Consider the following 23,251-nt stretch of genomic DNA (forward strand, 5'->3'; position numbering starts at 1 on the left):
TCAGCGAAGAAACGGCAGCAGGGTGCGGGTAAAGGCTGACAACGGCTCCGGCATTGCGTCGAGGTCGAACCAATCCAGGGCGGACAGTTTGTCCGGCTCGGTCAACTGCGGTTCGCCCTGAAAGTCCGTGGTCTTGTAAAGCAGAGAAATCCAGTGCTGACGATCGGCGTCGATGATCTGTTCACTGGTGGTGACGAATTCGATCGCACCGATCGACAGGCCGGTTTCTTCCTCGGCCTCCCGGCGAGCCGCAGCCTCGGCCGGTTCAAGGTGATCCACCTTGCCGCCGACAATGTTCCAGAAGCCGGCTTCGGGCGCCTTCATGCGGCGGCAGAGCAGAATCTTGCCGTCGCGAAGAATCGCCAGACCGACGCCGACACCGGGGAAGTCGATGCCGGGCTTTGCCATTTAAGACTTTGCGGCGGCGACGATCAGCATGAAAGCCGGGATTTCGTCGCCGAAGCCGACCGGAGTCGGGCCGTCGTCATGGTCCCGATAGTGGCTGCGGCGGCGCTCGCGCTGATCGTCATTGGCCGGGTTGGACCGCGCGCTACGGTTACCTTGAGTGGGCCGCCGCTCTGCCTTGCGCTCGATGTTCACTGGTTCGGTCCTTACCGGTTCGATGACTTCTTCTACTTCAGGTGCCTTGACGGCTTCGTCCTTTATGACGGCCCGGGCTTCGGTCTTTTTACCGCCGCGGCGCTCACGTCCCCGGTCCTTGTCCTTGTCCTTGTCGCGCGATCCGCGCCGGCCACGGCCCTCGTCCTGGCTTTCCGCCATGGCGGGCAGCGAGGTGAGATCGCCGTCGAGCCATTCGAGCTGCCGGCCGATCAGCTTCTCGATCGCGTCGAGATACTTGGTGTCGCTGCGCGTCACCAGCGTGAAGGCGGCGCCGGAGCGGCCGGCACGGCCGGTGCGGCCGATGCGGTGGATATAGTCCTCGGCATGGATCGGAACGTCGAAATTGAAGACGTGGCTGACATCGGGAATGTCAAGACCGCGCGCCGCGACGTCGGAGGCGACGAGCAGGGTGATCTGATTGTCCTTGAAACCCGCCAGCATGTTGGTGCGCGAACGCTGGTCCATGTCGCCGTGCAGGGCGCCGACCGAGAATCCGTGGCGCTCCAGCGAGCGGAACAGGTCGGCGACATCCTTCTTGCGGTTGCAGAAGATGATGGCGTTCTTCAGGTCTTCCTGGGCGCGGATCAGGTCGCGCAGCGTCGAGCGCTTCTCGTAGTCCTTGTTGTGGGCGGCGACGAGGCGCTGCGTCACGGTGATGGCCGTCGAAGACGGCAGCGAAACTTCGATTCGCTCCGGGTTCTGCAGGAAACGGTCGGCCAGCTTCTGGATCTCCGGCGGCATGGTGGCCGAGAAGAACAGCGTCTGGCGGGTGAACGGGATCATCTTGGCGATTCGCTCGATGTCCGGGATGAAGCCCATGTCGAGCATGCGGTCGGCTTCGTCGATGACGAGGATCTCGACGCCGGTCATCAAAAGCTTGCCGCGTTCGCAATGGTCGAGCAGGCGGCCGGGCGTGCAGATCAGCACGTCGGCGCCGCGTTCGAGCTTGCGGTTCTGCTCCTCGAAGGACACGCCGCCGATCAAGAGTGCGACGTTCAGCTTGTGGTTCTTGCCATACTTCTCGAAGTTCTCGGCGACCTGGGCGGCCAGTTCGCGGGTCGGCTCCAAAATCAGCGTGCGCGGCATGCGCGCGCGGGCCCGGCCGTTTTCGAGCAGGGTCAGCATGGGCAGTACGAAGGATGCGGTCTTGCCCGTGCCGGTCTGCGCGATGCCGCAGATGTCGCGGCGCTGCAGGGCAAACGGGATGGCGCCAGCCTGGATCGGCGTCGGCACGGTGTAGCCGGCGTCGGTGACGGCTGAAAGTACTTTTTGGCTCAGGCCAAGGTCAGCAAATGTGGTCAAAGGGGAATCTATTCCGTTCCGGTTCTTTCGAACGCAATTAGGCCGCCCGTGGTGCGGGCGACAACGTCAGCGCGGAATAGGGCCAAAATCCTTGAAAGTCAAGGAAACTGCGGCTTTTGCAGTAACAAATGGTGAATAGTGGGGTGATTTGTCACAACGGGCGGCGAGGGGCGCTGGCGCGTGCAGTAAAGCCGGCGGCCGGCATCAGATATTCGAGGATGCTGGAGGACGCTTCAATACCGCGCTCGGGCGCCGGCCCGTCAATTGATGAGCGTGGTCAACTTCATGCCGGAATTGAGGAAGTGCATGGGGTCGAGTGCTGAACCATTGCGGCGGACTTCATAGTGCAGATGCGGGCCGGTCGAGCGCCCCGTGTTGCCCGACAGACCGATCACGTCGCCGCTCTCCACCTCATCGCCGGCCTTGACCAGCACGCGCGACATATGTCCGTAGCGGGTTGTCAGGCCAAAGCCGTGGTCGATCTCGACCATGTTGCCATAACCGCCAGCCGGTCCGGCGGCCATGATCCTGCCGGCGCCGGCGCTCTTGATCTCGCCGCCAACCGGAGAGCGGAAGTCGATGCCGGCATGCATGGCAAGGCCGCCGAGGAAGGGATCCGGTCGGTTGCCGAAACGGCTCGTGATGTCCTTGCCGGGAGCGGGATTGGCGAAGGGAAGCCGCCTTGCGGTGTCGCGCACGTCCTCCAGTCGGGTCAGCGCCGCATCGAGTTCGTTCAGCGAGGCGTTGAACGGTTCTGATGACTGTGGTGCGAGATAGGGGCCGCCGATGGCTTCGTCGGGAGTGACTGGGCTCGTCATGTCCAGGGGAATTCCATTGCGCTGCAATATGCCGGAGATTTTTTCGGCGGTTTCTGTCGCCCCGCTGGTCAAGCGCTGGATTCGGTCGATCTGGTCCTGCTCGATGTCTTTCAGCGACAGTGTCATATGGGAGAAAAGCTGGTCGGCGCGGTCGGCGACCGTATCGGTCAGCGGGACATAGCCGAGCGCTGCCGTCTTCTGCGGGGCTGCCTTCGGTCCACCTCCGAGAAGGTCACCAATTGCGTCGATGCCGCCCGAGAGGCTCGCCTGCCTGTTTGACGGACCCGGCCTGACGGTCGGCAGTGGGCCGGCCTCGGGCAATTCGCCGACTGCTTGCGCGCGGTCGAGCAGGGCATCCAGACGGCCATGCCGGGAAGCGAGCGCCACCTGCTGTTCCAGAAGCTTTTCGACCTTGTCCTCGACCACCTGCTGATCCAGCAACTGGCGTGAGGTGACGCGGTCCACCTGGGCGCGAAGCGCTGCGATCCGATCCTCGTATTGGTGCTGCATACGGGCCTGTCGGGCCAAGGACGCACCGATCAGGTTGTCGCGGAAGACGAGATAGGTGGTTGCACCGAGATAGCCGATCGCCATGACGCCGACGAAGCAGACGGTGACCGCCGCCATCCAGGGACGCACGGTCATGTGGCAAATCTTGTCGCCGCTCGCCAGGATCACAACATGTTGTTGCCGACGCTTGCCGAAGATCTGGTTTGTTGACTTGCCCGCCACAGGTGTCTCCCATCTTGCTCAGGCCGGATCCGACTGAAGCTTGATGTGATTACATATGGTTAAGGTTAACATTCTTTAAATCGGAGCGAGGTGAAGGGCTCGATCAGGTTCTCAGCTGCTGGTGGCAGTCAGTGACCGATAGAAGGAGGGCGTGAGGCCAGCCTCGGCGCGAGCCACGTCGTTGAAAGGGGCCTTCAGGGCACCACGGAAATTGGCCCGGACCAATTGCTTGAAGGTGGCGGCCGGATCCTTCTTCTCGCGCGCACAGAGGAAGCGGAACCATTTGGCTCCGACGGCAACGTGGCCCTTTTCGTCTTCGTAGATCACCTTCAACACCTCTGCGCTATCGATGTCTCCGGTCTCGCGCATCTTATCCTGCAGGGAGGGTGTGACGTCGAGACCGCGCGCCTCGAGGATCAGCGGCACCACGGCTAGGCGTGCTGTCAGGTCGTTTCGGGTGGAATGGGCGGCTTGCCACAGGCCGTCATGGGCCGGCATGTCGCCGTAGTCGGCGCCCAGCGCATTGAGGCGTTCGCGCACCATGCGGAAGTGCTTCGCCTCCTCGAAGGCCACGCGCATCCAGCCGTCGAAAAACGAATGCGGCACCGGCTCGGAAGCGAAGCGCGCGACGATGTCGAGCGCCAGGTCCACGGCGTTGAGTTCGATATGGGCGAGCGCGTGCAGCATGGCAATGCGCCCGGGCAGCGTATGCAATGAGCGTTTTTCGGTGGCCTTTGGCGGCACGAGCAGGGGCTTTTCGGGTCGGCCCGGCCGTTCGGGCAGTTCCGGGTCGAGCGGCGAGCGCAGCGACAGGCGGCGCTCACGCCAGCGCCGCGCGGTCTCCTGCGCCAGTTCGATCTTTTCGTCGAGGTCCGCGCTGACGATCGCCATGGTGGCGCCGCCACGCAGCGATGCGATCTGGACCGGGCCGCAACCTGCCATCAGAGCCCTTGAACCGCTTTCAGAACCGCTTCGGCATGGCCGGCGACCTTGACCTTGCGCCACACGGCGGCGACGCGCCCGTCGCGGTCGATCAGGAAGGTGGAGCGTTCGACGCCCATATAGGTCCGGCCATACATGCTCTTTTCCTTCCAAACGCCGTAGGCGGACAGGATGGCTTTCTCCTCGTCGGATGCGAGAATCACCGAAAGGCCGTGCTTGGCGACGAACTTGTCATGGCTTTTGACCGGGTCGGGTGACAGGCCGATCACCTTGGCACCGGCCTTGGCGAATTCATCTGCCAGCGCTGTGAATGCCAGCGCCTCGGTGGTGCAGCCGCTGGTATCGTCCTTCGGATAGAAATACAGCACCACCGGAGAACCGCGAAACTCGGCCAGCGAAACGGTGCCGCCGCCGTCCCGGGGCAGGGTGAAATCCGGAGCCATGTCGCCCGTTGCCAAATCTGCCATGGGAAAACCTTTCTTTTGCCCGCATTATGGATGATTGTCGGCGTACTCGATATATAGTCCGCGACGCAGTCGTCCACGCGCGACTGTGATAGCGGCATCGATCGACGGAGACAATCGCCGGCACATGGGAGAAATCCGGGGCGAAAAGGTACGGTTTCGCAGGCAGGACATCGTTCGCCTGCACGAACTTCCGTCGTCGCGCGTCGATGATCCATTGATCGTTCATTGCCCGCCGCGTTCGACGCTTGTTCGGCGCTTGCTGCGCTATGTCCTCGGCATTGTCGGTCTTGTGCTCGTGGCCGCTGGCGGCGTTTTCGCGGTCGTAGAGAGCGGTGCACTTGACACGGCGCTCTCGAATGGTGCCCGAACGGTTCTGAACACGGCCTTAGCTCCGGGTTTCCGGGCCGAAATCGGCGACACGGCAATCCGCTTTTCCGACAGTTTCCAGATTGCGTTGGAAGCACGCAATGTGGCGATCCTGCCCGAGGGTGGTTCAAACCCGCTGGCCCTCACGGAATCGGTCGGCATGGTGCTCGACCCGATCGCCCTTCTCACTGGCCAGTTCAAGGTCAAGGAGATCGTGACCCAGGGGGTGGCGCTCGATGCCCGCCTTCTTCCGGCAGGGCCGCCGATCGATCTCGAAAACCTGCGTGTCGACAGTATTCCCACCGTTCTGGACCGCGCCTTCCTCGAACTCGACCAGATACAGACGTTCATCGCCAGCGCTGGACTTGACCGGATGCGGATCGGCGGGCTGGAAGTTTCGACGACCGGGATCAATGGCCGTCCGCTGATGATTGCAGTCGAAGACCTCGCGATGGAGCGGGGCGCAGACAATTCGCTCTCCTTCTTGGGCACGGTCTCGGTGAACGGACAAAAGACCGAGATCTCGGCTCTGACCGTCAACACGGACGGGAAAGCGCAGTCGTTCACCCTGCAACTCGATGATGTCCGCCTCACCCCATTCCTGCTGAAGCGTGGTGCTGCGGGAAATCCGCGTCAGGGTCTCGAGGGGTCGGCCGAGGTGTCAATTTCGGCGAAGCGGGCGGGTGAGGGGCGGCGGCCCGCTGTAAACATGATCGCCAATATCGACCGCGGTACGATCTACTCGGACGGCATCGCGCAGGAGTTGACACGGGCGCGTCTCAACTTCGGCTACGACTTCACCAAGGACACGCTCGAACTGTCGTCGTCTCGGGCCGAATTCGGACCGATGGTGCTGCCGCTCTCCGGCGGTTTGATCGACCTCGACCGTCTGCCGGGCAATGTCGAGACCGCGTCGGGCTTCGGTATCGACCTTCTTGTGAGCGAGGGGCGAGCCGATGTGCCGTCTGCGGGCGAGGCACCATTTCCTTTTTCGCTCAAACTCTTCGGCCGTTACCTTAATGAGAAGAACGAGCTCAAGTTCGATACCTTCACGGTTTCGACGCCGTCTGGGACGATGGACGCTTCGCTCGGCATCCGTTTCGTCGGAACCGGTCCCGAGGTGCGCTTCGATGCCCTGATCCGGGATATGAAGACCGCTGTGGTCAAGCAGCTGTGGCCCTATTGGATCGCAGAGAAGCCGCGACGCTGGGTGCTTGCCAATTTGTTCGGCGGCACGATCACCAACGGGCAGGTTTCAGTGTTCATTCCGCAGGACCGCCTGACGGTCGATCCGAAGCCGTTGCATCTCGACGAAAACGAACTGCGCGTGAGTTTCGACATCGTTGATGTACGCATGAACGTCACCGGCGAAATCCCGCCGCTGCGGGATACCTCGGCGCATTTTGATCTGTCGGGCCGCAAGGTCGTCGCGACCATTCATTCGGCGGCGTCCTATTTCCCGTCGAACCGGACGGTGAAAGTCGAAAGGGGTGAATTGAAGCTTGAGGATATCTATCGCAAGCCGCTGATGGCGGACCTCGACATTGCGGTCTCGGGCTCGGCCGATGCCGTTGCCGAACTCGTTTCGTTCAGGCCGATTCGCGCTCTGGAGCGGGCCGGCTTCGCGGTCGAGGACTTCACCGGCAACGTGACGGGTGAAGCGCAGGTGCGGCTCGGTCTCATCTCGGACCAGAATCCACCGGAACCGGTCTGGAAGGCTCATCTTGACCTTGCGAATGTCGATGTCGCCAAGCCCTACTCCGGCCGCACGATCAGTGATCTGGAGGGCAGGCTCGACGTCGATCCTATGGCGGCCCGGCTTGAAGGCAAGGCAAAGATTGACGGCGTGCCGATGGAGCTTCGGGTGACGGAGCCGATCGAGAAGAACGACCCGGTGGCGCGTGAGCGCGTTGTCAAGCTTCGGCTCGACAATGAAGAGCGCCGGCGCTTCGTGCCCGGGCTTGATGATCTGGTCAACGGCCCGATCACCGTCGAACTGTCGCGTATCGACGAGAAGCGCCAGGCGGCGGTGATCGACCTGTCGTCGGCGACCCTGACCGTGCCATGGATCGGCTGGTCGAAGGGCCAGGGGATTCCCGCCAAGGCCAGTTTCGAGGTTATCGAAAGCGAGGCGCGCACGACGATCGAAAAATTCGTCCTGGACGGCGACGGCTTCGGTGCCATCGGTTCCCTCGTCGTCGGCAAGCAGGGCCTGATTTCGGCCGACCTTAGCCGGATGCGCTTGGCTCCTTCGGACGATTTTGCCCTGGTCATCGGCCAGAGCAAGGGCGGCTACGACGTATCGGTGTCGGGCAAGTCTGCGGATGTGCGCTCGCTGATTGCCACGCTGAAATCGCCTGGTGGTGGCTCCGGCGGTGCCGGCGAAAAGCCGCTGGCTTTGCAGATCAAGGGGCAACTGGATCGCGTGGTCGGCTTTGGTGACGAGGTGCTCTCCGGTGTGTCCATCCTTTACGGCGCACGCGGCGGCAGGACGACGGCGCTCGACATTTCCGGCGTGACGCAGAACCGGCAGGCGGTGGTGGCGAAGATGCGCAACCCGGGGGAGTTGAGCGAGCTTTCCGTGACCAGCAGCGATGCCGGCGCGCTGGCGCGCTTCATTAACCTCTATAATCGCATGATCGGTGGGCTAATGAACCTCAAGCTGTCCCAGTCGGCCAATGGCAGTTGGAGCGGATCGCTCGACGTCCGCGATTTCCGGGTCGAGAACGAACAGCGCCTGCAGTCGATCGTATCGACGCCCGCCAGTACGGATGGCCGCAGCCTCAATACCGCGGTGAAGAGAAACATCGACGTCAGCTCGGCGCGTTTTCAGCGCGCTTTCGCACGGCTTGTCTATAGCAACGGATCACTTCGCGTCGACAATGGCGTGGTTCGCGGCGAGCAGATCGGGGCGACATTCCAGGGGCTGGTGCGCGACGCGAACGCTCAGATCGACCTGACCGGCACCTTCATGCCGGCCTATGGCCTGAACCGTCTGTTCGGCGAACTGCCGGTGATCGGCATCCTGCTCGGCAACGGCCGAGACCGCGGCCTGCTCGGCATCACCTTCAAGCTGACGGGCGCCACCGAACAGCCGAAACTGGTGATCAATCCGCTGTCGATCATCGCGCCCGGCGTGTTCCGCCAGATCTTCGAATTCCGCTGACGTCTGGCACCTTGGGGACGATCGTCCGCCTCAGAGGCACTCGGTCAGGGCTTCGCGCGATTGCAGAGTGAGGAATTCGATGGCCACGCCTTCGAGGAAGTGGCGGACGATGCGGCCGCGCATGTTGCCGAGCTGGACGGCGGTGCCGATCGGCGGGCGGATTTCGATGTCGACCGCTGCGCCTGAGAGCGAAAGGTCCATGAGACGGCAGGGATACCGGCGTCCATCCTCGAGCTGGAAGCTCGGTCCGCGTCACACGCGGCGTCAGGCGGTCGTGGCGGCGGTCTTCGGGCAGGCCCAGTTCGTGCTTGTTGGCGATCCAGGTCAACTGCGCGGCAAGTTTCTCGCGTTTGCGTCCCGTCGCGTTGATCGACATCACGAAACCGCCCTCGACGAGTTTGATGACGGTTCCCTCGATCCGGCCGAGATGGTCGATATACGCAATCACCCGTTCATTGGGAGCAGGACAGCCGGCGCAGGCGAAACGAACGTCGCCCGGCGACATGTCAACCACCTTGCAGACATACTCCTCGTAGTTTGCAAGCATCAGCCGGCCCTGCAGGCTCACGGAGACGCGTTGAAATGCCCGCCTTAGGGCAGGAGAGACAAGACCGCCGTTCTGCGCTGCCTGAGAAGAATACATGGTGTGGTTTCTAAATTATTCGTCTAGCGTTAAAGAAATACCGGCAAGCCGTTAACATAACGTTTTGCGCAGCGCTGCGATCCTTGATGTCTGCGCGCTCATACTGTGGGATTAAGGTTAATTCTTTCTGAGCGTTGCGGGCTCGGGTCGGCTGTGGCAAGTGACAAGCATCAACTCCCGAAGGCTATCCTTCGGCACCAATTTTCGGGTACAGGTTCGGTCCTGTGGGACCCGTTAGGCCGTCCGGCATGTTCGGACGGCTTTTTTTTATGCCGGCCGTCGGTTATGCAGCTTCAACGAATTTTTGAAGGTATGTGCCGCATGGATGAACTGCCCCCGAGATCGCCCAATGGCGAGGGTCCTCCCGAACGGGAGGGTGATTCGCAGCCGCAGCGCGTCCCGGTGTTCAACCTGCCGACCGGCATTCTGGTCGCCCTGGTCGGGCTTGGCGCCATCTACGCGGTACAGTCGCTGCTTCTTTCGAATTTTGCGGCCGAATGGCTTGCCGTCAACTTCGGCTTTTCGCCGCTGCGCTATGTCTATCCGCTGTCCGAGCAGGGTTATGAATGGCTTTGGACGCCGGTTACCTATTCGTTCCTGCACGGCAGTCTCGAACATCTCGCCTTCAACGGGTTGTGGCTTGCCGCCTTCGGCACGCCCGTCCTGCGGCGCATCGGCAATGCGCGGTTCGCAGCCTTCTGGATCGTGTCGGCGGCGGCCGGCGCCGCCGTTCATGCCGGCTTCAACTGGGGGCAGCCGACGATCATGATCGGCGCCTCCGGCGTGGTGTCAGGGTTGATGGGGGCTGCCTGCCGGTTCGCCTTCGGGAGTTCGGTGCTTGCGGTGTCGCACCATCTCGGTTTTCAGCCGCCTCTGCTGTCGATTGCCGGTGCCTTGTCCTTGCGCACCGTGCAGGTCTTCATTCTCGCCTGGTTTGCCGGCAATCTGGCGATTGCCTTCGGCCTGCCATTGTTTGGCGACCTTGCCGGCACGATCGCCTGGGATGCCCATATCGGCGGCTTCCTGTTCGGCTTCCTGCTGTTCGCCCCGTTCGATCCTCGACCGGCGCGCAACCGAGCCTTTTAGGTGCATTGCAGGTATATTGCTTTCCGCTGAGATAACAGGCACCATTTTCTCCGTCGCGGCCGCATAAAGGATTTGCGGTCGCGGCCGTTGCGCAATGAATGCGAAGGAGGAGTGAATGTCTACGTCAGTCAGGAGCATACTGGACGTCAAGGGCCGTGACGTCGTGACCATCGGTCCGAATGTCACTCTTACCGAAGCTGCCCGGATACTCGATGAACACAAGATCGGCGCGGTGGTGGTCGTCGGTATGGAGAACCGCATTGTCGGCATCTTTACCGAACGCGATCTCGTCCGGTCAATCGGTCGTGGCGGCGCGAGCGCGCTCGATCAGCCCGTCTCCGCCATGATGACCGCCGATGTCCATCGCTGCCGTGAAGACAGCTCGGTCAACGAACTGATGGAAATGATGTCCAGCCGGCGGTTTCGCCACGTGCCGGTCGAGGAAAATGGCAAGCTGTGCGGCATCATTTCAATCGGTGACGTGGTGAAGTCGCGCATTCGCGAGGTCGAGACAGAAGCCGAGCAGATCAAGGCCTATATCGCGAGCTGACGGCGAGACCGTTCGGTCCCCGGCAGCACATCGTTCCGCTGGCGCCCTGCGGGAGGGGCGCTAGCGGGCGAAGGCTTCCTGCATGCGTTTCAATTCGCCAATGCGAGCCATGGCTTCTTCATAACCGCGATCGATCGCTTCGCCGGCTTTGTGGAATTCGGACAGGCCGATCTCGTTGACGCGCGGATGGAGCGCAAGGTCGGGCGGATCGCCGGCGAGACGGGCGCGCGAAATACGGTCCTGGATGATATTAAAGGCCTGGACCATGACGCCTGTCAGGCCGATCTTGTGATGGTCCTTTGGAAGGTCATTCGGGGTGTCGGGGAGTTCGCTGGCGCGATGCTTCACAACCGCCGAACGGCCGAAGACGTCGTATTGCAGATTGACGGCCATCACCAGCGGCTGCTCGTAGGCGCGGCAGACCGAAACAGGCACGGGGTTGACCAGGGCGCCGTCGATCAGTGTCCGATTGTTGCATTTTACCGGTTCGAAAATTCCTGGAAGCGCATAGGAAGCGCGTAGCGCGGTGATCAGATTGCCACCGTCGATCCACACCTCATGGCCGCTGTTCAATTCGGTGGCGACCGCGACGAAGGGCTTCGGCAGATCCTCTACCATCAGGCCTTCGATATGCTCCTGCATGCGCTTGGTCAGCCGCATGCCGCCCAGCAGACCACCACCACCGATCGTCAGGTCGAGCAGTGAGGCGATGCGGCGCATGGTAAGCGAGCGGGCGAAGGCTTCCAGCTCATCGAGCTTGCCAGCGAGGTAGCAGCCGCCCACAAGGGCGCCGATCGAGGTGCCGGCAATCATGCCGACTTCGATCTCGGCTTCGTCCAGCGCGCGCAGAACGCCGATATGCGCCCAACCGCGCGCGGCGCCGCCGCCGAGCGCCAGCGCGATCTTGGTCTTCTTCGGCTTGGCTGGTTCTTTCACCGGTGGAATGCCAATCGTCGGCCCATTGGCGGTCGGTTGCACCGAACGCGCCGTCGTGCCGTTCCTCATACTCCAGTTCAGCATCTCCGCACACCTTCATGGCTGAACGCTTCCAATACATCATTAGCGCACCGGATGCTTACCAATTCGTTTAATGGCCGAACGGAGACGTTTGACTCCGATCGCTCAGGCCTTGTCCGCTTCGCCGTAAACGGCGTCGGGATCGAAATGACGATGATTGTCGGTGATTTCAAGGTAAGGGACGCCATCAGCCAGCTTGACGTTCCGATAGAAGCAGGAACGCCGGCCGGTGTGGCAGGTCGCATCGTGGCCGGCGACATCGACCTTCAGCCAAACGGCGTCCTGGTCGCAATCGGTACGGATTTCCCGGACCGTCTGAAGATTGCCCGAGCTCTCGCCCTTCTTCCAGATCTTGTCGCGCGAGCGGCTGTAATAATGCGCGATGCCGGTTTCGAGCGTCAAGGCCAGGGCCTGGGCGTTCATATGTGCGACCATCAGCAATTCGCCGTCACGCGCATCGGTAACCACGGCGGTCACAAGCCCGTTCGCATCGAACTTGGGCGTGAAGCGTCCGTCCTCTTCGAGGGTGTGCTTGTCTGCAGGCGGCGGATCGAAATCGATAGCCATTAGGGAATTCCGAAGGACAGAGGGGTCAGCGACCGCGGACCATGGACATGAAACGTGCCTGCTCGACGGCATTGTCCTTGAAGCGGCCGGTGAATGTCGTGGTGAGCGTCGTGGAGCCGGATTTCTGTACGCCGCGCATGGCCATGCACATATGCTCGGCCTCGAGGAAGACGGCGACGCCCTTCGGGTTGAGGCTTTCATCGATTGCGGCCGCGATCTGGGCCGTCATGGCTTCCTGGGTCTGCAGGCGGCGGCCGAAAACCTCGACGACGCGGGCAATCTTCGAAAGCCCAAGGACGCGGCCGTCGGGGAGGTAGGCCACGTGTGCCTTGCCGATCACCGGCAGCATGTGGTGTTCGCAGTGCGAGAAGAACGGAATGTCGCGAACCAGGACGATGTCATCATAACCGGCGACCTCTCCGAAGGTCGTGCCGAGAACGTCTTCGATATCGGCGTCATAGCCGGCAAAGAGCTCGCGATAGGCATTGACGACGCGCTTCGGCGTGTCGAGCAGGCCTTCGCGCTCAGGATCGTCGCCGGCCCAGCGCAACAGAACCCGCACGGCGTTTTCCGCCTCTTCGCGGCTCGGACGCTGGGTTAGTGGGGCGAGTTCTTTGACGATGGCATCCATGCCCATGGTCTCCCGGTCCTTGATGTCTCGGACCGCCTGTTTCGACTTTTCCGCCTGTAAATGCGTAACTCGGTTCATCTTGGCAAGTCCATTTTGCGATTCTCGCTCCTGTGCAGGCATTTGCGCTTGTTTTGTTTGGACCGAGTTCTGACCTTACATATAATAGCGATTTGCGAAGTGTGAAGGAAACCGCACGCAACACAGTGTCGCGCAGACGGTGACAATCTGCTGGTTCACAAAACGCGTATAGCCCGATTGAAGAAAGTGCCAGGCTGACCATGGATGACATCTATAATTCCAGGATCCTCGAATTTGCCGGGAATATCGAGCGGACCGGCAAGCTTGCCGATGCCGATGCCAGCGCCGAGAAACATTCGAAACTGTGCGGTTCGCGGGTCAAGGTCTACGTGAAACTGGCCGACGGCCGGGTGACCGACTTCAGCCATGAGGTCAAGGCCTGTGCGCTGGGCCAGGCCTCGTCGTCGATCATGGCGCGCCATATCGTCGGCGCGACGCCGGACGAGATTCGACAGGCACGCGCGGACATGCTCGCCATGCTGAAAGAAGGCGGCGAGGGGCCATCTGCCCGCTTCGCGGACATGCGCTTTCTGAAACCCGTCAAGGACTACAAGGCCCGCCACGCCTCGACCATGCTGACCTTCGAGGCAGTGGTCGACTGTCTCGACCAGATCGAGGCAAAGGACGCGGCCGTCGCGGTGGCCGGCTGAGATGTGCAATTCGCCCGATTGCCGGCATTCCGGCGGAGAGCCGGATGGTCGAAACCGTTCGCGCAACTACGCGGGACCGTTCGCCAAGACCCCGGACCGGCTGCTCGGCATGAGCCTCATCCGCCTCTATCAACTGACGCTGTCGAGCATCGTCGGAAGCTCGTGCCGGCACATGCCGACCTGTTCCGAATACGGCTACGAGGCGATCGCCCGCCACGGCCTTTGGTCGGGTGGGTGGCTGACGCTGTTTCGCGTCGGGCGCTGCGGTCCAGGCGGCACCTGGGGCGTCGATCCCGTGCCGGAAAAGCTCGATCCGCATTTCCGCTGGTGGGCGCCGTGGCGCTATTGGCAGGCGGGGCGGAAGCCATCGGATAGCGAGGGGCAGGCCGGATGACGATGCCGATGGAGTACCGTCAGGCTTCGGCGGATTTCGATGCCTTCATGCTGGAACTGCGCGACCAGGCGGGGCTTGCGACGACCAACCAGACCTACACTTTGCTGCAAGCCGTGCTGCAGGTTTTTCGTCGTCGATTGAGCGTGTCCGAGGCTGTCCTCTTTGCCGGCGTCCTGCCTCCGGTCCTGCGGGCCATCTTCGTCAGCGACTGGGAACTCGACGAGCCGCGCAGGGAATTCGCTTCGCGCGCGGAAATGACGCGCGAAGCGAGGGAGCTTCGCCCCGATCACAATTTCTCGACAGAGACCGCGATCGCGGATGTGGCCAGCGTTCTGCGTCGGCATGTCGATGCCGAGGCGTTCGAGCGTATGCTTGACCGATTGCCGCAAGAGGCGCGCGCCTTCTGGAAGATCTGACGCGCGAACACAATCTTTACTCTCAGGCTCTTTGGCGGTATCACGCGACGCGTTGATTGCCGGCCAAGCCGGCCTTTTTTTACCACCCGCATTGGTTGGCGGGACTGGATAAGGAGAAAACCATGTCAGAATCCGTTTCCCTCACATTCCCCGACGGTTCCGTCCGCGATTACCCCGCGGGCACGACCGGCCACGAGGTTGCCGAAGCAATTTCCAAGTCGCTGGCCAAGAAGGCACTCGCCATCACGCTCGACGGCACCTTGCGCGACCTTTCCGATCCGGTCGAAACCGGTGCGATCGAGATCGTCACCCGGCAGGACCCCCGTGCGCTGGAACTCATCCGCCACGACACGGCCCATGTCATGGCCGAGGCGGTGCAGGAATTGTGGCCCGGTACCCAGGTGACCATCGGTCCGGTGATCGAAAACGGCTTCTACTACGACTTCAAGCGTGTCCATCCCGACACCCGCGAGGACTGGCCCTTCACGCCCGAGGATCTGCCGAAGATCGAAAAGCGGATGAAGGAAATCATCCAGCGCAACAAGCCGTTCACCAAGGAGATCTGGTCGCGCGACAAGGCTCGTGATGTCTTTGCCGGCAAGGGCGAGGCCTACAAGGTCGAACTGGTCGACGCGATCCCGGCCGACCAGGACCTCAAGATCTATTTCCAGGGCGACTGGTTCGACCTCTGCCGTGGTCCGCACATGGCATCGACCGGCCAGATCGGCACGGCCTTCAAGCTGATGAAGGTAGCCGGCGCCTATTGGCGCGGGGACAGCAACAATCCGATGCTGACCCGCATCTACGGTACGGCCTGGGCGGACCAAGAGCAGCTCGACAACTATCTGCACATCCTGGCGGAAGCCGAAAAGCGCGACCACCGCAAGCTGGGCCGTGAAATGGACCTGTTCCATTTCCAGGAAGAGGGCCCGGGTGTCGTCTTCTGGCACGGCAAGGGCTGGCGCATGTTCCAGACGCTGACCGCCTATATGCGTCGACAGCTTTCGGGCGTCTACGAGGAGGTGAACGCGCCGCAGATCCTCGACAAGTCGCTTTGGGAAACCTCGGGCCACTGGGGCTGGTACCAGGAGAACATGTTTGCCGTGAAGTCAGCGCATGCCTTCACCCATCCCGACGACAAGGAGGCCGATCAGCGCATCTTCGCCCTGAAGCCGATGAACTGCCCCGGACATGTGCAGATCTTCAAGCACGGGCTCAAGTCCTATCGCGAACTGCCGGTACGGCTCGCCGAGTTCGGCGCGGTCCATCGCTACGAGGCCTCCGGCGCGTTGCACGGACTGATGCGCGTGCGCGGCTTCACCCAGGACGACGCGCATGTCTTCTGCACGGAGGAGCAGCTCGAAGCCGAGATCATGCGGATCAACGACCTGATGATGTCCGTCTACAAGGACTTCGGCTTCGAGGAAGTCGTGGTCAAGCTGGCGACCCGTCCGGACAAGCGCGTCGGCACCGATGCCATGTGGGATCACGCCGAGGACATCCTGCGCCGCTCGCTGGAGCGGATGGCGTCCGAATCGGGCGGCCGCATCAAGACCGGCATCAACGAGGGCGAGGGCACCTTCTACGGTCCGAAGTTCGAATATACGCTGAAGGACGCCATCGGCCGCGAATGGCAGTGCGGCACGACGCAGGTCGACTTCAACCTGCCGGAACGTTTTGGCGCCTTCTACATTGACCAGAACTCGGAAAAGACCCAGCCGGTGATGATCCATCGTGCCATTTGTGGTTCGATGGAGCGTTTCCTCGGGATCCTGATCGAGAACTTCGCCGGCCATATGCCGCTATGGTTCGCACCACTCCAGGCCGTCGTCGCGACGATTACCTCGGACGCCGACGACTACGGCAAGGAGGTCGCAGAGGCGTTGCGCGAAGCGGGGCTTATCGTCGATACCGATTTCCGCAACGAGAAGATCAACTACAAGGTCCGCGAGCATTCAGTGACCAAGGTTCCGGTGATCATCGTCTGCGGCAAGCGGGAGGCGGAAGAGCGTACCGTCAACATCCGCCGTCTCGGCTCGCAGGATCAGGTGTCGATGACGCTCGAGGAGGCGATCGCTTCGCTGAGCGCCGAGGCAACAGCGCCGGACCTGAAGCGCAAGCTTGCCGCCAAGGCGGCCAGGGGCTGACACAAACGGGGTGGGCGACACGCGAAGCGGCGCTTCGCCCGACCAAGGTTCGACAGCCAAGACCGCCTGGATTTCGGGCGGTCTTTTTACGTTGTGGAGGTGATTATAGGTGCTCGGTAGCTATGGCGATCGTCTGTGGCCCGGCACCAAGCGCGCCAATAGCCACAGTCCGAAACGAGGTCGCCGACTATTGCGTTAGCAGGATTTCCACGTCTTCATTGCGGCCGGCCTTCACCGCGAAATCCTTCTGGTAGATCTTGTCCTTGTTGCGGGCAACGGCGGTGTATTCGCCTTCCGCCAGCACCATGACCGGGAAAGCGCTGACGCTCTCCGCGACAATGTCGCCCGAACCCGCCAGCACCGACCATGCGGTATCGGCAATCGCTTCGCCGCCAGGCTCCGACACGAGCTTGAGATTGATCTGCGAAGCATTGTGCTGCATCACGGCCTCGGTCAGCTTGCCGGCCTCGACCTTGATGTCGGCGCGCACCACGGCATTCACGGAGCCATATTCGGAAACGATGTGATAGGTTCCGGCATTGAGCCGGACAATGGCGTTTGGCGGTGCGTCGGCCAAGACCAGGCCGCGTTCGCCATCGGCCTGGGCCTCGGACGAATAGACGTCGAACTTGAGGTCCTTTGCCGGGATGCGCGTGTCTGGTCCGGTGACCGCGTTGAGGATGATGCCGCCGGCGTCGAGCACCATCACCTGCTTTTCCACGTCGCCTTCACGCGGGATGGACAGTTTCTTGGTAGCGCCGGCTCGGCCGAAAGTGACGTTGACGAAATAGTCTCCCGGCGCCAGCTGGAAGTCGGCAGAACCTCCCTCGGCGCTGGCCAGCAGCGGCAGTTTGCCGTCGGCGCCCGGAATCGGGCTGAATACCCGCCAGGACAGACCCTGCTGCATCGACTCACCCTCGCTCGTCAGCCGTGCCTCCAGGCTTACATTGCGGGAAAGGGTCTGCTGGATCGTCTCGCCGAGATTGGGTGAGAAGGCGTTCAGTTTCGGCATCTTGACCGAGCCGTCCAGCTGCTTGAACGCCTTGAATGCATCCTGGCCATGGGCCGGCGTGAATGCGAGCAACATCGCGGCCACGATGTACACAAAGCGGGCTGGGCGGAATTGGTCGTTCATGGATGGCACAACTGGTTGACTTCCTCTGCAATGGCAGCAAGTTCAATCCCAATGCGGTGGCAATTTCAAGACGTCGCTGCCGCCAGAATAGCCCTGAAAGTGTCTGAATATGAAAAATGATGTGAAGCTGATCGATTATCTTGCCGTGCGACGCTCCGTGCCGGCATTCCAGATGTGCGAGCCGGGTCCGACGACTGCCGAACTCGAGGAGATCTTGACCCTCGCCGTGCGCGTTCCGGACCATGGCAAACTGGCTCCCTGGCGGTTCGTCGTCTATCGCGGCGCGGCGCGCGCAGAGATCGGCGAAGCACTCCTGGCGATGGCGCTGGACAAGAACCCCGACCTTTCCGAAGAAATGATCGCCGTCGAGCGCGCCCGCTTCACCCGCGCTCCCGTGGTGATCGGCGTGATCAGCACGGCCCGCCCGCATGCCAAAATCCCGGAATGGGAGCAACGCATGTCGGCCGGCGCCGTCTGCCTCAATCTGCTGATGGCCGCCAATGCGCTCGGTTATGTGTCGAACTGGCTGACCGAATGGTTCGCCTATGACGAAAGAGCCCATCCGCTGCTTGACATCAAACCGGACGAAAAGGTCGCCGGCTTCATCCATATAGGCTCGACCACTTTCCCGATCACCGAGCGTCCGCGTCCGGCGCTGGGCGATGTTGTCACCTGGGTGGGCGGCGAGGCCTGATGTTCTACGAGACCGCGAGCAACGGGCACGGCCTGACGCACGATCCCTTCAAGGCGATCGTCGCACCGCGACCGATCGGTTGGATCGGTACGCAGGGACGGGACGGATCGTTCAACCTGTCGCCCTACTCATTCTTCAATGCCGTCAGCGACCGGCCGAAGATCGTCATGTTCTCCTCGAGCGGGCGAAAGGACACGCTGCGCAATGCGACTGAAACCGGCGTGTTCACCGTCAACTATGCCAGCGCCGACCTGATTGAGGCAGTCAATGCCTCGTCGGTCGCCGTCCCTTATGGCACAGACGAATTCGCGATTGCCGGCGTGACGCCGGTCATGGGGCGGTTGGTTGATGCGCCTTGCGTCGGCGAGGCCTATGCAGTGCTCGAATGCCGGGTCACCGAGGTTCACACATTGAAGACGATCGACGGCAGCGCTTCGGATAGCCATGCGGTCTTCGGCCAGGTGGTTGCCATACATATCGATGATCGGGTCATCCGGGACGGGCGGTTCGACGTGGCGCTTGCCCGGCCCGTCACGCGCCTCGGCTATATGGACTATGCCGAGGTGCAGCCTACCTTCGAGCTTCATCGGCCGCAGCCGCCCGCCAAGCCGTATCAGCCGTAGGCGGCGGTGATGGCCGCCAACTGGTGCGGGCTCTCGGTGATCAGCGCCGCGAAACCCGCGTGGCGGGCCTCTATGCAGGCGCGCTGCAGATCATCACCAGCAAGCGTCGGGGCGAGCCAGTCCAGCGCCGCCACGCCGGCCTTTGCTGCGCCGAGAATGGTCAGTCCACGGCCGAGCGCGCGAGAGCCGTCCGCACTTTGATGGTGCGGGGAGTTCTCAACACCAAGCGCTGCGGCAAGGGCCGTGGCGTTGTGGCCGAGGGCCCGAAGGCGCGGTGTCCGGTCGGCGAAGTTTCCCGCGGCAAGCAGGCCCGCGGCATTGTCGCCGATCATGGCGACGACAGACGTCTCGCCGGGTTCGCGTCCCGCCATAGCCTCTGCCACAGAGAGCGCGACATCCAGTCTCTGCAGATCCGCACCTTCGCGGATGCCGGTGAGGATGATGCCATCGGGGCGGGCCGGCATGAGGATCTCCAGTCGTTCGTCGAGCGCGTCGTGATCGAGCGTCGAATCGACGAGAACGAGGAGCGGTGTTCCGCCGGTGCCTTGCCGGTTCCGGGTGAGAAACAACGCCGCGGCCTGCCAATCCGAAATCGTCTGACCGGTCGTAATGACAAGCGCCCCCGCGGTGGCAGGCGGGTTGTCGGGTTCCGGCGTTTTGACGACGAGAAGCGAATGCAGGGACTTGCCGGCGATGCTGAGGCTTGAGGGGACGGGCAATGGGACCTCGCGGTTAACGAACATGGTGAACCAAATCTTAAACGTTTTCCAGCTAGCGTGAAGCATGGCTGATCGGCCATGCGTTGTTCTCTTCGGGGATTGGGTTTTTCTGTGATTGTGGCGGCTTTTCTTCGGTGGGTGGAAACGGCAAAGGCAGGGGACCGGGCGCGTGCTGCCAATGCGCTGGCAAGGGCCTACCTGCGCTCGGCGATGGCGCCACACGAGCGGAAAGCCGCTCATGTCGCAATGACCTACCTGCTCGATGATCCGTCACCGCATGTCCGAATGGCGCTTGCCGAGGCGCTTGCCGGTTCTTGCGATGCTCCGCGTGCGCTGATGGTGTCTCTCGCCGAGGATCAGCCGGAAATCGCCGCATTGCCGATCCTGAAATCCCCGGTGTTGACCGATTCGGATCTTGTGGATCTGGCCGGTCGCGGCAGTTGCGCGACGCGCGCGTTGATCGCCGCAAGACCCGGCCTGTCGCGTGGCGTTGCTGCGGCCCTAGCCGAAATCGGCGATCCGGAAGAGGTCGTCGTACTTCTTGAAAATCCCAATGTGAGCATTGCGCGACTGACATTGAAGCGCATTGCAGAACGGCATGGCGCGCACGAGAGCGTGCGCGCGCTTCTGCTCGATCGCGCCGATCTGCCGGCTGCCGTTCGCCAATTGCTGGTCCAGTTCGTTGCCGAGGCTCTGTCCGGCTCCGCTTTCGTCCGCGCGGCGATCGGCGCGCGCCGGATCGAACGGGTGACGCGCGAGGCGGGACGGGCCGCGACGATCGCCATCCTCGGCACGGTCAGCATCGACGAGCTGCCGGTTCTGGTCGACCAATTGCGCTCCGAAGGCCGCCTGACGCCGGCCTTCCTGATGCACGCATTGTGCCTGGGGCGTACGGATTTCTTCGCCTCGGCGGTGACGATCTTGTCGGGCGTCGAAGAGCGACGTGTTCGCTCCATCCTAGCGACGGCGCGTTATCATGCCGTGCGCGCTCTACTCGAATCGGTCGGGTTGGTGCGTGATATCAGCCCAATCTTCGTCGAAGCCATACTGCTGTGGCGCAATGCGGTCCAGAGTGCCGGCGAGGAGACGGACAACATTGCGCCCTTGCTTGTCGAGCGCCTTCAGGAAGCTCGGTACGAAATCGCCGTCTGCGGCGAGCTCATGGACATGGTGGCCAAGCTTGCCTTTGCCGAGGAACGGCGTCGCGCTCGCGACTATGCGACCGGTCTGGCGCTTGTCGCCTGAAAACGGCGTCAGCTCCCGCCTGCGTTAAGGCGAAATCTTCTTGGCTACCCAGGAGTAACTGTCAGCGACGACGTGGAGCGGGGTCTCGAAGACCATGCGGACATCCTGCGTGTCGGGAAGGACCTTGCGAATCTTGTCGACGGCGCGGGCGGCGAGCGACTGGCGTTCGTTTTCCGGCAAAGTCGCTGCGGGCCCGGGAAGGGGGACCGGATCTGCCATTTCCGCCTTTGCCGAGCCCTCGGGAGGCGGAGCCAAATCAGCCGTCTGGCTTTCGGGTGGCTGGCACACGGCGACGAGCATCGGATAGTTGGCGCCCGAATAGCCGGCCAGGATCGTTTCCGAGGCCGCGTCGCAAAGGGCGACCGAGACGAAATGCTCCTGTGCGGTCGCGACGTAGTGGCACTGGGTGACGCTGTCGTCGCAGCCGAGGATGGTCATGACGATGAGGGCGGTCTGCATGGTCTCTTCCGGTCTTGCTGGAGTGAGCGCATCGTGGTGGCTGTTAACGAGTTCAAACAAAGGATTGCAGCCAAAGCAAGACCGCTCAGGCATGCGTACTCTGCCCAGCCGGTTAGCTGCGCGCGTGGGCCGGGGGCACGTCGGCTTGCTGCGGTTCCGCGATGAATGCGCCCGCCGCAGTTTCGCTCGCAAGTCCGGCAGCGCCGGTCTCCGCCGGGTCGGCCAGCGCCACTTCGCGGATCCATTCCCGCCAGATCGAGACGATCAGGGCCATCAGCACCGGCCCGAGGAACAGGCCAAGGAATCCCATGGTCTTTACCCCGCCGACCAGGCCGAAAAAGGTCGGCAGGAAGGGCAGCTTGATCGGCCCGCCGACGAGGCGCGGCCTGATCGTCTTGTCGACAATGAAGAGTTCGACCGTGCCCCATACGAAAAGGGCGATACCTTGGATATAGGCGCCGCTGGCGACGAGATAGATCGAGACAAGCGTGAAGGAGAGCGGCGCGCCGCCGGGGATCAGCGCCATGATGCCGGTCAGGACGCCGAGCGTCACGGGCGAGGGGACGCCAGCCAGCCAGTAGGCGATGCCGAGCACGATGCCCTCGCCGATGGCGATCAGCGTCATGCCGGTGACCGTCGAACTGATCGTGGCGGGGACGACACGCGAAATGCGCTCCCAGCGGGTCGGCAGGATTCGCTCACCCAGCAGGTCCAGCTGGCGTGCGAAGTTCGAGCCGTCGCGATAGACGAAGAACAGCGCGATCAGCATGAAGAGCAAGGTCAGCGCCAGGTGGAAGACACCGTCGCCGGCGGCGATCAGGGCACGGTAGATATTGCCGATATTGGCGCCGCTGACGATCTGGATCAATTCACCGATCGCGCCCGGTGAACCGACGTGCTCGCGCCATTTGGCCGCCAGCCATTCACCGACGCCGGGAAGCCGCTCGATCCATTCCGGCGCCGGGGAGCCGATCCGGTTGACTTCGAGCGCCCAGCCAATCCACTGGCGAAGTTCCTCGACCGTATAGGCGATCGCGATGCCGATCGGAATGATGAGGAAGGCGAGGATGGCAAGCAGCGCGAGCGTTGCGCCGATCGTCGTATTGCCGCCGATCCTTTCGAGAAGCCTGCGGTAGAGCGGCCAGCTGGCAAATGCGATCACGAGTGCCGCCAGAACTGGGACGACGAAGCCGTGGAAGAAGTAGATCGCGGCAATAACGATCAGCACCAGTAGCCAGCGGGCGGCCGAGATGGGTGTAATGAGAGCGGATCTGCTCGGGGTGGTCGGCCCCAGCCAGCGGGGGCCGCGTTGCAGCTTGGTTTCTTCGGCCTTGCTCACGTCATATCCGGGTCCGGTTTCTGTGTTGCCAAGCATATGGGGCATTCTCCACGGGCACGCAAGACGCTTACGGTGAAGCGTGCGTCGTCGGCGAACGGCGGCACACAAACGGCAAGAAGGAACTTGCCGCGCCAGCGTTCATCGCCAGAAGCGTGAGCGCGTTGGCGAATTCAATATCGCGTTCGGATGTCGGGCATATGTCGGCGCCGTTCGAACAGCCGGCGGCGATAAAGTCGCGATTGCCACGGATGAAGTCCTTGGTAGTGCCCTGCTCGTCGAAGACCTTCACCAACGCCTCGAAGGCGCGGCCGTAGCGAGCGCATTTCTCGATTGTCCAGGCATCGGGAGCCGTGGCGGGTTCGTGGCTTGCGGCCTTGGCGCCGGCGTGGAAGAGGACCTCACCGGCCAATACGATGATTGCGCCATAAGAGAGCTTCATCGTCC

General features: G+C 62.4%; 23 protein-coding genes and 1 pseudogene. 10 read left to right on the forward strand and 14 right to left on the reverse strand.

Going from position 1 to position 23,251, the window contains the following annotated elements:
- From ACWPVA_RS05715 to bcp, 5 genes are all read right to left on the reverse strand, one after another.
- Complete coding sequence (locus ACWPVA_RS05715; RefSeq protein ID WP_454286759.1) at positions 1–408, reverse strand: NUDIX domain-containing protein; 408 nt, start codon at positions 406–408, stop codon at positions 1–3.
- Complete coding sequence (locus ACWPVA_RS05720; RefSeq protein WP_454286760.1) at positions 409–1,923, reverse strand: DEAD/DEAH box helicase; 1,515 nt, start codon at positions 1,921–1,923, stop codon at positions 409–411.
- Positions 1,924–2,183: 260 nt separating this feature from the next.
- Positions 2,184–3,473: a peptidoglycan DD-metalloendopeptidase family protein gene (locus ACWPVA_RS05725; protein ID WP_454286761.1), complete on the reverse strand. Its 1,290-nt coding sequence runs from the start codon at positions 3,471–3,473 to the stop codon at positions 2,184–2,186.
- A gap of 111 nt (positions 3,474–3,584) precedes the next feature.
- Positions 3,585–4,415, reverse strand: coding sequence for a ferritin-like domain-containing protein (locus ACWPVA_RS05730; RefSeq protein WP_454286762.1), 831 nt, complete (start codon positions 4,413–4,415; stop codon positions 3,585–3,587).
- On the reverse strand, positions 4,415–4,882 hold the full coding sequence (gene bcp, locus ACWPVA_RS05735; protein WP_454286763.1) for a thioredoxin-dependent thiol peroxidase: 468 nt from the start codon (positions 4,880–4,882) through the stop codon (positions 4,415–4,417). Before bcp ends, ACWPVA_RS05730 begins: the two co-directional genes overlap by 1 nt.
- Positions 4,883–5,006: 124 nt before the next feature.
- Between bcp and ACWPVA_RS05740 the strand changes: the two genes are divergently transcribed.
- Positions 5,007–8,414, forward strand: a complete 3,408-nt coding sequence (locus tag ACWPVA_RS05740; RefSeq protein WP_454286764.1) for a hypothetical protein — start codon at positions 5,007–5,009, stop codon at positions 8,412–8,414.
- Between the two features lie 30 nt (positions 8,415–8,444).
- On the opposite strand, the pseudogene ACWPVA_RS05745 reads toward ACWPVA_RS05740, so the two are convergent.
- Positions 8,445–9,057, reverse strand: a pseudogene (locus ACWPVA_RS05745) (PilZ domain-containing protein).
- 321 nt (positions 9,058–9,378) lie between these two features.
- Here ACWPVA_RS05745 and ACWPVA_RS05750 point away from each other — a divergent pair.
- A complete protein-coding gene (locus ACWPVA_RS05750) occupies positions 9,379–10,143 on the forward strand; it encodes a rhomboid family intramembrane serine protease (protein ID WP_454286765.1) in 765 nt (254 codons plus the stop codon).
- 115 nt (positions 10,144–10,258) lie between these two features.
- Positions 10,259–10,693 (forward strand): CBS domain-containing protein, encoded by a 435-nt coding sequence (locus ACWPVA_RS05755; protein WP_454286766.1) that lies wholly within the window; start codon positions 10,259–10,261, stop codon positions 10,691–10,693.
- 60 nt (positions 10,694–10,753) lie between these two features.
- On the opposite strand, the gene ACWPVA_RS05760 is transcribed toward ACWPVA_RS05755, so the two are convergent.
- The 3 genes from ACWPVA_RS05760 to folE all read right to left on the reverse strand — a co-directional run bounded on the left by ACWPVA_RS05760 (position 10,754) and on the right by folE (position 12,908).
- On the reverse strand, positions 10,754–11,713 hold the full coding sequence (locus ACWPVA_RS05760) for a patatin-like phospholipase family protein (protein WP_454286767.1): 960 nt from the start codon (positions 11,711–11,713) through the stop codon (positions 10,754–10,756).
- Positions 11,714–11,815: 102 nt separating this feature from the next.
- Positions 11,816–12,277, reverse strand: a complete 462-nt coding sequence (gene hisI, locus ACWPVA_RS05765; RefSeq protein WP_454286768.1) for a phosphoribosyl-AMP cyclohydrolase — start codon at positions 12,275–12,277, stop codon at positions 11,816–11,818.
- A gap of 25 nt (positions 12,278–12,302) precedes the next feature.
- Complete coding sequence (folE, locus tag ACWPVA_RS05770; protein ID WP_454289538.1) at positions 12,303–12,908, reverse strand: GTP cyclohydrolase I FolE; 606 nt, start codon at positions 12,906–12,908, stop codon at positions 12,303–12,305.
- A 278-nt stretch (positions 12,909–13,186) separates the two neighbouring features.
- Between folE and ACWPVA_RS05775 the strand changes: the two genes are divergently transcribed.
- The 4 genes from ACWPVA_RS05775 (at position 13,187) to thrS (ending at position 16,593) form a co-directional block, all read left to right on the forward strand.
- On the forward strand, positions 13,187–13,636 hold the full coding sequence (locus ACWPVA_RS05775; RefSeq protein ID WP_454286769.1) for an iron-sulfur cluster assembly scaffold protein: 450 nt from the start codon (positions 13,187–13,189) through the stop codon (positions 13,634–13,636).
- 1 nt (position 13,637) lies between these two features.
- Entirely contained in the window at positions 13,638–14,030 is a 393-nt protein-coding gene (gene yidD, locus ACWPVA_RS05780; protein WP_454286770.1) for a membrane protein insertion efficiency factor YidD, read from the forward strand.
- Positions 14,027–14,446 carry a DUF2267 domain-containing protein gene (locus ACWPVA_RS05785; RefSeq protein ID WP_454286771.1) on the forward strand — a complete coding sequence of 140 codons (420 nt, stop codon included), beginning with the start codon at positions 14,027–14,029 and terminating at the stop codon, positions 14,444–14,446. The genes yidD and ACWPVA_RS05785 overlap by 4 nt, the downstream gene beginning before the upstream one ends.
- Before the next feature lie 122 nt (positions 14,447–14,568).
- A complete protein-coding gene (thrS, locus tag ACWPVA_RS05790) occupies positions 14,569–16,593 on the forward strand; it encodes a threonine--tRNA ligase (RefSeq protein ID WP_454286772.1) in 2,025 nt (674 codons plus the stop codon).
- 187 nt (positions 16,594–16,780) lie between these two features.
- Here thrS and ACWPVA_RS05795 read toward each other — a convergent pair whose 3' ends face one another.
- A complete protein-coding gene (locus tag ACWPVA_RS05795) occupies positions 16,781–17,728 on the reverse strand; it encodes a hypothetical protein (protein ID WP_454286773.1) in 948 nt (315 codons plus the stop codon).
- A gap of 109 nt (positions 17,729–17,837) precedes the next feature.
- Between ACWPVA_RS05795 and ACWPVA_RS05800 the strand changes: the two genes are divergently transcribed.
- Positions 17,838–18,422, forward strand: a complete 585-nt coding sequence (locus ACWPVA_RS05800) for a nitroreductase family protein (protein ID WP_454286774.1) — start codon at positions 17,838–17,840, stop codon at positions 18,420–18,422.
- Complete coding sequence (locus ACWPVA_RS05805) at positions 18,422–19,045, forward strand: flavin reductase family protein (protein ID WP_454286775.1); 624 nt, start codon at positions 18,422–18,424, stop codon at positions 19,043–19,045. Before ACWPVA_RS05800 ends, ACWPVA_RS05805 begins: the two co-directional genes overlap by 1 nt.
- Here ACWPVA_RS05805 and ACWPVA_RS05810 read toward each other — a convergent pair.
- Positions 19,036–19,788 (reverse strand): hypothetical protein, encoded by a 753-nt coding sequence (locus tag ACWPVA_RS05810; RefSeq protein WP_454286776.1) that lies wholly within the window; start codon positions 19,786–19,788, stop codon positions 19,036–19,038. The genes ACWPVA_RS05805 and ACWPVA_RS05810 overlap by 10 nt on opposite strands.
- 54 nt (positions 19,789–19,842) lie before the next feature.
- Between ACWPVA_RS05810 and ACWPVA_RS05815 the strand changes: the two genes are divergently transcribed.
- Positions 19,843–21,009, forward strand: a complete 1,167-nt coding sequence (locus ACWPVA_RS05815; RefSeq protein WP_454286777.1) for a DUF2336 domain-containing protein — start codon at positions 19,843–19,845, stop codon at positions 21,007–21,009.
- A 24-nt stretch (positions 21,010–21,033) separates the two neighbouring features.
- Here ACWPVA_RS05815 and ACWPVA_RS05820 read toward each other — a convergent pair whose 3' ends face one another.
- The 3 genes from ACWPVA_RS05820 to ACWPVA_RS05830 all read right to left on the reverse strand — a co-directional run bounded on the left by ACWPVA_RS05820 (position 21,034) and on the right by ACWPVA_RS05830 (position 23,246).
- Entirely contained in the window at positions 21,034–21,468 is a 435-nt protein-coding gene (locus ACWPVA_RS05820; RefSeq protein ID WP_454286778.1) for a hypothetical protein, read from the reverse strand.
- Between the two features lie 112 nt (positions 21,469–21,580).
- Positions 21,581–22,843 carry an AI-2E family transporter gene (locus ACWPVA_RS05825; protein WP_454286779.1) on the reverse strand — a complete coding sequence of 421 codons (1,263 nt, stop codon included), beginning with the start codon at positions 22,841–22,843 and terminating at the stop codon, positions 21,581–21,583.
- A 31-nt stretch (positions 22,844–22,874) separates the two neighbouring features.
- Positions 22,875–23,246, reverse strand: coding sequence for a hypothetical protein (locus ACWPVA_RS05830; RefSeq protein WP_454286780.1), 372 nt, complete (start codon positions 23,244–23,246; stop codon positions 22,875–22,877).
- Positions 23,247–23,251: the final 5 nt, after the last annotated feature.

This window comes from Rhizobium arsenicireducens, from assembly GCF_964021225.1.

Coding starts and splice junctions, on each gene's coding strand:
- ACWPVA_RS05715 (WP_454286759.1), bottom strand. CDS start 408: ATGGCAAAGCCCGGCATCGACTTCCCCGGTGTCGGCGTCGGTCTGGCG.
- ACWPVA_RS05730 (WP_454286762.1), bottom strand. CDS start 4,415: ATGGCAGGTTGCGGCCCGGTCCAGATCGCATCGCTGCGTGGCGGCGCC.
- bcp (WP_454286763.1), bottom strand. CDS start 4,882: ATGGCAGATTTGGCAACGGGCGACATGGCTCCGGATTTCACCCTGCCC.
- ACWPVA_RS05740 (WP_454286764.1), top strand. CDS start 5,007: ATGGGAGAAATCCGGGGCGAAAAGGTACGGTTTCGCAGGCAGGACATC.
- ACWPVA_RS05750 (WP_454286765.1), top strand. CDS start 9,379: ATGGATGAACTGCCCCCGAGATCGCCCAATGGCGAGGGTCCTCCCGAA.
- ACWPVA_RS05755 (WP_454286766.1), top strand. CDS start 10,259: ATGTCTACGTCAGTCAGGAGCATACTGGACGTCAAGGGCCGTGACGTC.
- ACWPVA_RS05760 (WP_454286767.1), bottom strand. CDS start 11,713: ATGCTGAACTGGAGTATGAGGAACGGCACGACGGCGCGTTCGGTGCAA.
- hisI (WP_454286768.1), bottom strand. CDS start 12,277: ATGGCTATCGATTTCGATCCGCCGCCTGCAGACAAGCACACCCTCGAA.
- folE (WP_454289538.1), bottom strand. CDS start 12,908: ATGGATGCCATCGTCAAAGAACTCGCCCCACTAACCCAGCGTCCGAGC.
- ACWPVA_RS05775 (WP_454286769.1), top strand. CDS start 13,187: ATGGATGACATCTATAATTCCAGGATCCTCGAATTTGCCGGGAATATC.
- yidD (WP_454286770.1), top strand. CDS start 13,638: ATGTGCAATTCGCCCGATTGCCGGCATTCCGGCGGAGAGCCGGATGGT.
- ACWPVA_RS05785 (WP_454286771.1), top strand. CDS start 14,027: ATGACGATGCCGATGGAGTACCGTCAGGCTTCGGCGGATTTCGATGCC.
- thrS (WP_454286772.1), top strand. CDS start 14,569: ATGTCAGAATCCGTTTCCCTCACATTCCCCGACGGTTCCGTCCGCGAT.
- ACWPVA_RS05795 (WP_454286773.1), bottom strand. CDS start 17,728: ATGAACGACCAATTCCGCCCAGCCCGCTTTGTGTACATCGTGGCCGCG.
- ACWPVA_RS05800 (WP_454286774.1), top strand. CDS start 17,838: ATGAAAAATGATGTGAAGCTGATCGATTATCTTGCCGTGCGACGCTCC.
- ACWPVA_RS05805 (WP_454286775.1), top strand. CDS start 18,422: ATGTTCTACGAGACCGCGAGCAACGGGCACGGCCTGACGCACGATCCC.
- ACWPVA_RS05810 (WP_454286776.1), bottom strand. CDS start 19,788: ATGTTCGTTAACCGCGAGGTCCCATTGCCCGTCCCCTCAAGCCTCAGC.
- ACWPVA_RS05815 (WP_454286777.1), top strand. CDS start 19,843: ATGCGTTGTTCTCTTCGGGGATTGGGTTTTTCTGTGATTGTGGCGGCT.
- ACWPVA_RS05820 (WP_454286778.1), bottom strand. CDS start 21,468: ATGCAGACCGCCCTCATCGTCATGACCATCCTCGGCTGCGACGACAGC.
- ACWPVA_RS05825 (WP_454286779.1), bottom strand. CDS start 22,843: ATGCTTGGCAACACAGAAACCGGACCCGGATATGACGTGAGCAAGGCC.
- ACWPVA_RS05830 (WP_454286780.1), bottom strand. CDS start 23,246: ATGAAGCTCTCTTATGGCGCAATCATCGTATTGGCCGGTGAGGTCCTC.